This is a genomic window from Candidatus Protochlamydia sp. R18, from assembly GCF_000648255.1.
Classification (GTDB): domain Bacteria; phylum Chlamydiota; class Chlamydiia; order Chlamydiales; family Parachlamydiaceae; genus Protochlamydia; species Protochlamydia amoebophila.
The window spans coordinates 1-10,186 of sequence record NZ_BASL01000778.1; the positions used below are offsets into that span (position 1 = coordinate 1).

6 protein-coding genes and 3 pseudogenes are annotated in these 10,186 nt (G+C 31.6%); 5 read left to right on the top strand and 4 right to left on the bottom strand.

Going from position 1 to position 10,186, the window contains the following annotated elements:
• Positions 1 to 84: 84 nt before the first annotated feature.
• Both TY19_RS13090 and TY19_RS10645 read left to right on the top strand, forming a co-directional pair.
• Positions 85 to 276 (top strand): annotated as a pseudogene (locus TY19_RS13090) (IS1 family transposase); the annotation flags it as partial.
• Between the two features lie 581 nt (positions 277 to 857).
• Complete coding sequence (locus TY19_RS10645) at positions 858 to 1,799, top strand: M4 family metallopeptidase (protein ID WP_042282439.1); 942 nt, start codon at positions 858 to 860, stop codon at positions 1,797 to 1,799.
• Between the two features lie 171 nt (positions 1,800 to 1,970).
• Here the strand turns inward: TY19_RS10645 and TY19_RS11950 are convergent, their stop codons facing one another.
• A complete protein-coding gene (locus TY19_RS11950) occupies positions 1,971 to 4,829 on the bottom strand; it encodes a leucine-rich repeat domain-containing protein (RefSeq protein ID WP_158383180.1) in 2,859 nt (952 codons plus the stop codon).
• Positions 4,830 to 5,734: 905 nt separating this feature from the next.
• Between TY19_RS11950 and TY19_RS10660 the strand changes: the two genes are divergently transcribed.
• Complete coding sequence (locus tag TY19_RS10660; protein ID WP_042282443.1) at positions 5,735 to 6,082, top strand: hypothetical protein; 348 nt, start codon at positions 5,735 to 5,737, stop codon at positions 6,080 to 6,082.
• Positions 6,083 to 6,317: 235 nt separating this feature from the next.
• Here the strand turns inward: TY19_RS10660 and TY19_RS27385 are convergent.
• Together TY19_RS27385 and TY19_RS10665 are read right to left on the bottom strand one after the other, a co-directional pair.
• Positions 6,318 to 6,491, bottom strand: a pseudogene (locus TY19_RS27385) (integrase core domain-containing protein); the annotation flags it as partial.
• Positions 6,492 to 6,768: 277 nt separating this feature from the next.
• Complete coding sequence (locus tag TY19_RS10665; RefSeq protein WP_042282446.1) at positions 6,769 to 7,083, bottom strand: transposase; 315 nt, start codon at positions 7,081 to 7,083, stop codon at positions 6,769 to 6,771.
• A 246-nt stretch (positions 7,084 to 7,329) separates the two neighbouring features.
• Here TY19_RS10665 and TY19_RS10670 point away from each other — a divergent pair.
• A pseudogene (locus TY19_RS10670) lies at positions 7,330 to 7,788 on the top strand (hypothetical protein); the annotation flags it as partial.
• 62 nt (positions 7,789 to 7,850) lie between these two features.
• Here the strand turns inward: TY19_RS10670 and TY19_RS11955 are convergent.
• Complete coding sequence (locus tag TY19_RS11955) at positions 7,851 to 9,371, bottom strand: BTB/POZ domain-containing protein (RefSeq protein ID WP_052354918.1); 1,521 nt, start codon at positions 9,369 to 9,371, stop codon at positions 7,851 to 7,853.
• A gap of 394 nt (positions 9,372 to 9,765) precedes the next feature.
• Here TY19_RS11955 and TY19_RS10680 point away from each other — a divergent pair.
• The coding region (locus TY19_RS10680) for an IS1 family transposase (RefSeq protein WP_042282450.1) at positions 9,766 to 10,186 on the top strand (421 nt) is incomplete at its 3' end.

A 10,186-nucleotide genomic window follows, 5' to 3' on the forward strand; every position in this document is an offset into this window, starting at 1 on the left:
AATTCTCTATGAAAACATCTAGGTAAAAGAAATAAATAGCCGTTTTTGGCCTGCTTAAATTTGCAAAACTAACCAAATCATTAAAAAGCTCTCTATTTCACGGATAGATTTAATGTCTATGATAAAACCATTCTTTGGAGTCAACATCAACGAGTTAGCAAGCAATCTGGTCAGACAAGCGACGTAGAAAGATTTAATTGTACTCTTAAGACAAAGATATGCAAGGCTTGTAAGGAAAATACTTTCATTTTCTAAAAACTAACCAATCCCATTTAGTTAATAAAATACTTTATTTGCGATTACAATAGACAATTGAGAGCCTTACCTATTTAGCACTACCTTTTTATGGCTAAACAAATAATCAAACTTGTCTCACTTTAATATAATTAATAAGACCTGATATTGATTAATTTTGGCAGACCTTGGCAAAATTTCCTAGATTTGAAACTTGGTGTACAGGATCTAAAACTTTAGAATAAACAGGGTGGGAAACATTTTTAGATCATTGCTTTTAAACAGATGTTTTGATTCTTTTCTGTTAGCACTTTTTTTATATTCAAATATCGCTTTCTAAGCATTTATAATTATTTTTTATAAATTTAAAAGTATATTTCATAAACTTAATTTTTTGAACAAGAGGAATAAGAATAAAGAGGGGCTGAATGCCTTTTCTTTGAATTGTGGATTAATATCTCAACTAGTGATAAAGTTTATTTTTGTTGATATGTGAAAATGTTTTAAATTAAATAATAAATAAAATTTTTTAAAATTAACATATATGCAAATTTAATAAAAATAATTCATTAAAATATAGTTCCATTTTATAAAAATAATTATAAAATGACGGAGTAATACATATGAACTTTTCAGAATTTCCTTTTAGGCAAAATTATTCTTCTAATTCACCACCACGACCTTATTCAAATCCTGATAGCATGGTCCAAATAAAATCTCATTACGGGATAGAATGGGATTATCCTGAGCCGAATATTAAAATTTACACCATGTATTATGGGCGAGAAGTTTGTAAAAATAATCAATGTGCAACTTCCATAGATCCTGTCGCTGCAAAACTTTATAGCACCGTAAAAAAAGTTTACGAATTTTTTGAGAATGTTTTTGGATTAAGAGGAATTGAGGGTCAAGGTACTATTACTGATCTTTACATCAATTGGCAAGAAAAGAATGCTTTGTGGAGTTGCCCTACTTTAAATATCAATGAGATATGTCGGTTTAATTTTAACGATAATTTTGCAGTAACAGAAGAAGTTGTCGCTCATGAATACTTTCACGCCGTCATTTACAATAAACTTAATTATCAGGGACAATCAGGTGCATTGAATGAATCGTTAGCAGATGTATTTGGAATCGCTTTTAAACACTGGTTGATCGATGAAAAAAATTTACAAAGTCCTAAAACATGGTGGATGGGAAGCCTTCGCGATTTATCTATCCCATCTAAAATACCCCGAAATTACAAAGTAAACCTTAATGAACATAATTTTCCTATATATGTAAAAGAAAATGATTATGGCTATGTACATAATAATAGCTGTATTCCAAGTTATGCTTTTTATCTAGCAAACCAATTAGAAGGTGGTAGAACATGGGGAATCATTGCTCAAATTTGGTTTAAAGCTGCTCAGGACACGACACTAAAACGCGATGAAACTTTTGCATCATTTGCTCACAGAACTATAAGGAAAGCTAGTGAATTTGGAATGTCACGTATAATTTTTCAAGCCTGGTCAGCTGTAGGTGTTTTATTCACACCTCAAATACCAACGATGAGTTCGTAAGTTTTAAAATATTTAATTTCAAATTCGTATAATTGAGCGTTATTTCTATTAAAGTAAGAATTCCATTAGTATGTATGTAACACCAATACAAGAAAAAAATTAAGTGAATACTTTTACATAAAATAACTCATTTAAAGGCTCCATAAATTTTATTTATATTCACAAAAAATATTAGCTGAGGAAAGCTAAGGTTGCAATATATGCTGGATTCCAAATTGTTTTTTCATTGATGTGAAATTGTGAAAAATAAGCAGAGACTGCTTCCCTATCTTCAATATCAATCTCATTCATTTTATTTGCCTTGACTTGCTCACAAAGTTCAGCAAGTTGCTCATAAATGGATTGATGCGATTCAAACTCAATTTTACTTAAAAGAGAGTCGATAGTGATAAATTGCGAATTATTGGAGTTTAAATTTAGGCTATAAAAGGCCCGTAATTTTTCAATATGAGATGTACTGAGTTGTGATTTAACTGCGTTCATCCAAATTGAACTAGCCATTAAAATGTTTGTTTGTTGTTCAAGTGTTGACGTTTTCCTTAAAATACGTTCTTTAGCTATTTGAATATTTTGCTCAGATAAGCACGCCATCCTTTCATAAAGCATAGAATTTGTTTCAATCGGTAATTCTAAAGCGTCTTTTAAATGAATTTGATAGCACAGGTGAACCTCGATAGGATCGGTCATTCTTTGAGAAGCAGATGTTTTTTGCGCAATCTTAAATAGTTTATTTAATCTGGCTGAACCAATAATCAATGTTTTTAATTCCTCAAGGCTTAAATTTTGACTCTGGCATAATCGCATATGAAGCATCAGCTCATTCACACTTGTTGCCATACGATCTCCACATGTACTTGTCGCATCGGCCAAAATTTGATAAGCCACTTGCAAATAATCTAAATTATTTTCGTTTGCTATCCAATCGAGAAAAGAAGAAATTTTTTCTTTAGCGGCTTGTGGATTGGAGGTATAAAAAGGAGTGCTTTTTACCCTTGAAAACCAATTTAAAAGATTGTTTTTGGCTGTTTGAGGTAAATTAGACAGTAATTTGATTTGGCAGTTTTTATTACACCATTCTTTTAAGACTGATTCAAAGTTTAGAAAAATTTGATTAGCCTGATTATTATGAAAGCTATGGGTATAGACTGATACATGAAATCTTGGCCCTTGATAGTTTGATTGGCTTGTCCTTCGATTTAATTGGTCAAGTATTTCTCGACTTAAAGGATTGGCTTCTAAATAAATTTCGCATTCGGATGATAGGTGGAAAAGGCATTCAGGAATAGTTTCAAAATTATTTCCAGTAAGGTTAAGATTGCGAAGATTTGTTAAGTTCATAAATGTTTCAGGTAATGTTTGAAGTCGGTTGTAGTTAAGATGAAGTTCGGTAAGATTGATTAAGTTTGGAAATGTTTCAGGCAATATTTGAATTTGATTATTATACAAATAAAGACATTGAAGTTTTGTTAGGTTTTCGAAAGACTCTGGGATTGACTGAAATTGATTATTTGCAAGATTTAGGTAGTTAATTTGATTTAAATTTCCAAAAGAATCAGGCAATGATTGAAGATTGTTATTATTCAGATTAAGCGTTTGAAGATCGATCAGATTTGTAAGCGACCCAGGTAACGATTGAAGCTGATTATAGGCAATTTGAAGGTTTTTAAGTTGGGTTAAATTTCCAAGAGAATTGGGTAGTACTTGAAGTTGATTATTTGTAAGGTTTAGGACGTGGAGCCGATTTAAATTTCCAAAAGAGTCAGGCAACGTTTGAAGATTGTTATTATTCAGATCAAGCGTTTGAAGATTGATCAGATTTGTAAATAACTCGGGTAGCGATTGAAGTTGATTATAAGCAATTTGAAGTTTTTTAAGTTGAGTCAATTTTCCAAAGGAAGTAGGGAGCAATTCGAGTTTGTTATTGTTAAGGTAAAGTTTAGTAAGGTTTGTTAGATTTCCAAAAGAATGAGGTAATGTTTGAAGTTGGTTGTTTGCCAAATTGAGTTTGTTAAGTTGGTTTAAATTTCCAAAGGAAATAGGGAGCAATTCGAGTTTGTTATTGTATAAATAAAGAAATTGAAGATTTGTTAGGTTTCCGAAAGAATCGGGCAGTGACTGAAGTTGATTATTTATAAGATCTAGGAAGAAAAGATTTGTTAGATTTCCAAAAGAACTAGGCAATAATTGAATGTTCTTTTCTGCTAGGCTGATCATACTAGTATCGCGAATTTCAAAAATTCTACAAAATTTTGCTAGTGCGTCATCTAATAATATGAGTTCGAATCTCGGAATAATCTGATCCATAAGGTCATTGCAAAAACTAGGTGTAGGACTGGATACCTGAAATTTAGGTCCCTGATAATTTGTTTGATTCACTCTTTGATTTAATTGATCGAGTATATCTTGGCTTAAAGGATTTTCTTTTAAATTAATGTCACAGGCGGAGTGTAAACGGAAAAGGCAATCCGGAATCTCCTTGAACTGATTATTACAAAGATTAAGAGACCGCAGATTCGTTAAGTTTCCAAAAGAATTAGGTAGGATTTGAAGTTGATTATTTGTAAGATCTAGATGGTTAAGTTGATTTAAATTTCCAAAAGAACTAGGCAATATTTGAAGATTCTTTTCTGCTAGGTTGATAATACTTGTGTTGTAAATTTCAAAAATTTTGCAAAACTGGGCTAATTCCCTATCCAAGTTCGTTAGATCAGCATCTGTTTTCATTAAAGAACTGGGTGGTGATGGGGGAATTAAATTCGTACTTGGTAAAGATACATCAGTTCTCGGATGTATGGTAACATTCTCAGAAATGACATTGTTTCGACCCCATACAATCCTTTTCCACTGAGATCGAAGCTGATTTTTATCGAAACAGTCAAATATTAAATGTAGCAAAGATTGAAAAATTGTTTTGCATAATAAATTAATCCGGCTAGAAAATTTTAAAGTTTTAGTGGATTGTTTGTAAGCATAATTATCTGAAAAAGTTATAAGAGTAGTGGGATTAAGATTGTAATCAACGCTATTCAAAATTTCCATCCAATTAATTGATTGATAAATTACTTTTTAAAAAAAACAAAAAAATATATTTTCGAGATTTTACAAATTAATTTTAATTAAAAATTAATCGTTTAAAAATAAGAGTAACAAATGTCAGACATTCTCTGTGTCTCCCAAACCCTTCTTAGCTTCGTAAGAGTTGTTATGATAAAAAGAGATTTTCTAGCAAACATACATAATAGCTGCTACTTGCATTCAAATATTTGAAATAAGATTTTAAAGATAGGTTTTTTTTATACAAAAAATATTTTTAAAATTTTGCAAAAGTCAAAACAGGAAAAGAAAATAGACAAATAAGAACAAGTAAAACTTCACAGCTTTTTACCTTATAGCCTTTTGCTTAAGAAACTTGTATTTTTCTTTCCATCCCATCAATTGTAGGGGGATATAAATAACCCCCTTTGTTTTTGTTTTATAGCAACCTAATCTTAAATGACTCTCTATATTGACCTGATGGCGAGTTATTTTTTCTAACACCTTTGACAAGTCATCATATGGATTTGACTAATCAAGTCTTCTATGATCATTTCTGATGAAAAGGCATAAAACGAAAACAAAAGTTTTTATAATTCAGCAATTTTTTGACAACTTCGGCATCGGCATCAAACATTTTTTCTCTTGTTATGAGTTGTTCTGATTGATCTAGGCTCAAATAAATGCCTTCGATATGTATAGTGCGGTAGTCTTCCAAAATTAACGTGCACGCATGCATTTTAGCTAATTCAATCTTTTGAAAGCTGAGCTGCTTTTAAAAATCCTCGCTTTCGTTCAATTGCAAAATATGCAAAAGCTATTGAATACGGAAATATTAAAAAAAATTGCTTTAATAAATTTTGATTGTTATTATTTAAAGTATTTAAATAGAGGAAGCTACTATGGGTCCTGGGAATCCGTCTATACTACACATTACCGTTCCTGCTTGGGCAGCTGCTGGATACATTTATGGTAAAGTTGCAAACGTTTCTCCAAAAATGTGTGCCCTCATTTTTGCTGTTTCTAAAATTGCTGATGTGTCGCTTTCAATATGTCATGCTTTTTTTAGTTATAAAACAGGTTTTTGCGCGAGAATTTCTGTTTATCGTGCTTATGCAGTTACAAGTTTGATTGTAAATACAATCACGATTATTGCCATGTATCGTTTAAAACTTATTGCTCAAACTGGTGCTGCTATATTTGCAGGATTATCTGTTTTATATTTTATAGGTAACTATAACTTTCGTTGAAAATCGGTGATGAATTTGTTAACCATAAGCAGTGCTAAAGTCATTAGCCTTTTCTGTTTGCTCTTGTATCCATTTTAAAACTTGTTGTGAGTGAAGTTGAAATAATAGAGGAAGTATTTAACGAAATTATTTTGTAATAATCACCTGCAGTATTACATTGCGACCAAAATCAGACGTCAAGTTTTGCATATAAATTAGTTAAAATAGATTAACCTGCTCCAAGTATGCAATCCGATCATAAACTCATACTTTTATTGATTTTTATCATTTCTTGAAAAAAATATTCGCTAGCGAATTCCATGGGAGTCGAATACCCAAGCGAGCTATGTAGCCGCTCTTCATTGTATTCAATCCTCCAAGCTTCGATGGTTTCTTGTGCCTCCTGTAAGTCTAAAAATAAATTTTGATCTAAACATTTGGCAAACTTTTTCTTAACTTTTCTTTTTAAACTTAATGACTCTTCGACGTATAGACGTTAAACTTTTTTCGGTAAATCATAAATATGATTTACCGACCATTTCTCTTTTTTAAGAAGAGCAGCGATTCTTCTATAGCCAAAGCTTTTATGCTTTAAAGAAATCTAAAAAATATACTCTTTTAAGACTTTGTTTTCTCGAGCATGACTTTTATCACGCATGATCGATCATGCCACTTTGATGAGCTCACAACCTCTTCTTTCGCTTATCTCAAAATGTCCTTTTAGATAACCGAGCGTTTTCCTTTGCGCTTATGAGCCTACCATTTTTTGAGACAACCCCCTTAAGGGCTGGCTTGTTTAGCAGCTCTTCTGCAAGCATCGCTTTCAGCTTTGTATTTTCTTCTTCTAAAGCCCTTAGATACTCGGCTTCCGAAACTGTCATACCGCCAAATTTAGCTTTCCATTTATAAAAGGTATTAGGTATCACATTGTGCTTTCGACAAAGCTCTAGAAATTTACACCCAGTTTCCATTTCGCCTAAAATAGGAATAATTTGCTCTTCGGAAAACTGACTTTTACGCATTTCTTTTGCTCCTTAATTAAAATTTTACCCATTTTAATATGGATTAAATTTTTTGGGGGCAGGTCAACCTAACTAACTTATAGTTAGAAAAATGGTCTATAAAGATTTCAGCTAAAATTGTATTTTCAACTATACATATATACTCAATATGATTTTATACATACTTATCAGTAATAAAATTATTAAGCGTTATTGTTCTTAAATTTCTCTATTCTAAAATAAAATTTTACTTTAGTCGTTTATAGCTTGATTATTTATCTTCATTATCCCCTTTTGCCCACACTATCCCTATTAGATCATGTAAAAGGTTTAATTGAGGCGTATAAAACAAAATCCAATTCGGAAGAGGATATATTCGTCAGTGCCAAATTGCTCCTCGAAAAGATCAATCAATTAGAAGACATAGGTGTCCAGCGTGAATGTTTGTGTCGCCTGCTAAAATTAGAGATAGAAGGGATCCAAAATTTAATAGAAGAGGAGGTAATGCCTGTTTTCGATTTTACAACATTTTTGTACGATATTCAGCATGATCAATCTCAACAGTTAATCGAACTTGAAGAAATCGTCAGTGAAATTATGGAAACAAAATTAAAATCAAATGAACTTAATTTGATCATTCCTATCTGTTCGATCTATCAAAGTATATTAGAGCATCTGTGGTTGCTTCCCCATCTCGAATTTGGCAATCACTGCACTAACCTCCTTGATACAATTTAGCTTTTAAGGATGTCAAATGTGCTAATTCAGATCGATGTAAGAATGGTTTTTTAAATCAAAATTAAATTTGGATTAGCTAATAAAGTTCTAAAATGCGTTAACTTAAATCTAACATCAGCGAAATGTTCGCAATGATTCAAATTTAGTTGCTGTAAATTAGTTAAGGACGTCAAATGTGTTAGCCCAGCTTCAGTAAGATAAATGCATCCGCTCAGATTTAAATGTTGTAAAGTCACTAAGGATGCTAAACGTTCTAATCCAGCATTGGTGAGACTATTGCACCAGCTCAGATCTAAATGTTTTAAAGTTACTAAGGGTGTCAAATGAGCTAATCCTGCGTCAGTAATAAAAGCGCATCCATTGAGGTTCAAATACTGTAAAGCTACCAAGGGTTTTAAATGCGCTAATCCTGCGTCAGTAATAAAAGCGCATCCACTGAGGTTCAAATACTGTAAAGCTATTAAAGATTTAAAATGCGCTAATCCTTTATTGGTGAGCTTATTGCAACAGCTTAAATCCAAATATTGCAAATTTGTTAAGGATGTCAAACTTGCTAATCCATCGTCAGTCAGATTGTGGCAGGCCTGAAGATGAAGTGCTTTTAAATTTTTACAATTTTTTAACGCTAAGAGATGGGCATCGGTCAAGTGGGCGTTTTCTGAAAAATTGAGTTTTTCTATCTCATTTGAGAAGTAATTTAAAATTTTTTTAAATTCTGCTAAATGAGGCGTCTGGTTTAATAATAAACTTGCAACTATGGGCTGTAAATAATTTTTTAAAGCACTTAAGCGATATTGATGCGCGAAATTTAAGGATTCTCTTAATTTTGCTAGGTTTTCTTCGTTGAAATTAAATAGGTCAAGTTCCCCTGATTTATAGGCATCAATCAGCTGTTCTTCTAAATTTTTCACAACATCTGTCAGTAGATAATAATCTGCTAGCTGAATGAAAGAAGTAATGTTTTCCATAGGGACTTTAAAATTAGCATTCGTTAGACAGGAGAGTAAACTGGTAAACTCTTCTTTTTGCGTCAAAACGAGAGGATTTTGAAGAGTTTCTTTAAAGTTTCCCGACCAAAGAACTCTAAAATAGGGCGATTTTTCCATTAACAAAGATTTTTGAGAACTTGTAATATTTAGAAAAGTATTATTCTGGAATCTTACTTTAAATTCGTGAGATAAAGGTAAAGGATTAGAAGTTTGAATTGCGAATGTCTCAATTTCTTCTAGGGTATTTGAAGGTTCTAATAAAACTTCGTTTTCGTACTCAAAATTATTAATAGTTTCCTGAGAGCGAATTCTTGTTAAAGATATATCAGATGATGGAGGGCGACTTGTAATAAATTTGGGAATGGTAATTTCTTTTCTGCTCCAAAAGATTTCTCTCCATGGAGTTTGAAGCTGATCTTTTTTGAGATAACCAAAAAATAGGTTTAGGAAACTCTGGAAGATTGTTATGCAAAATAAACTAACACGTTCAGAGAACTTTAAACAGTTATTCGATTCATAGTAGTAGGTAGCTGGATTGGAGAAAGTAATTTTAGGAGTAAACCTTAGATTATGAATAGTCAAATTCACCATCCAAATTGTATAAATAATGTATTTAATTTTTTAATATAAAATATGAGTGAATATTATTGCAATGTTAATGCAATAAAGACCCAATTAAATTTGTAGGAAATTTTAATTTTATTGATTAATAGAGCTGTTAAAGAATCAGTAAAAATTGATATGGATTAAATGCAAAACATTAATCTTTAATATCAAAGATAATATATCAAAGTTGCCTAAGTTCATCGAATCAAGGCTAAAAAAAATATTTTTTTAGCAATAGTTAGTGAGAATTTTTTGCAGACTAATGGTGAAATGATTAAACAAAAATAGGTAGTGCTAAATAGGTAAGGCTATTTCAATAAACTGATCTAATTTGATAGATTAATTATTCTAATTCAAGCGGAGAAGAGCAATGAGATGTACGCACTGTGGCTCAGATTTGGTAAAGGAGAATGGTTATACAAGACATGAAAAGCAAAATTTTCGCTGTTTAGAGTGTGGCAAACAGTGGAGCGAAAACAATGAAGCTAAAATCATTAACGAACAAATAAAGGAACTTGTCAGAAAAGCTCTTTTAGAAAGGGTATCTCTTAATGGAATTTGTAGAATTTTTGATGTAAGTATGCCATGGCTGCTAGATTTTATTAATTTCATTATCAATGATTTGCCTGAGGATTTAAATGCACAAGTCACATGTTGTGAGAAAGATGAATTGAAAGTGGCTAAACTTGAAGTAGATGAGCTATGGAGTTTTGTAGGAAATAAGAAAAATGATCAGTGGTTATGGCTCATCTTGCATAAAAAAAGTCGCCAAGTGCTTGCTATGCAAGTGG

What these genes read in the sequence shown, in the direction of transcription:
- TY19_RS10665 (WP_042282446.1), bottom strand. Translation starts at nt 7,083, where the DNA reads ATGCGTAAAAGTCAGTTTTCCGAAGAGCAAATTATTCCTATTTTAGGC.
- TY19_RS10660 (WP_042282443.1), top strand. Translation starts at nt 5,735, where the DNA reads ATGGGTCCTGGGAATCCGTCTATACTACACATTACCGTTCCTGCTTGG.
- TY19_RS10645 (WP_042282439.1), top strand. Translation starts at nt 858, where the DNA reads ATGAACTTTTCAGAATTTCCTTTTAGGCAAAATTATTCTTCTAATTCA.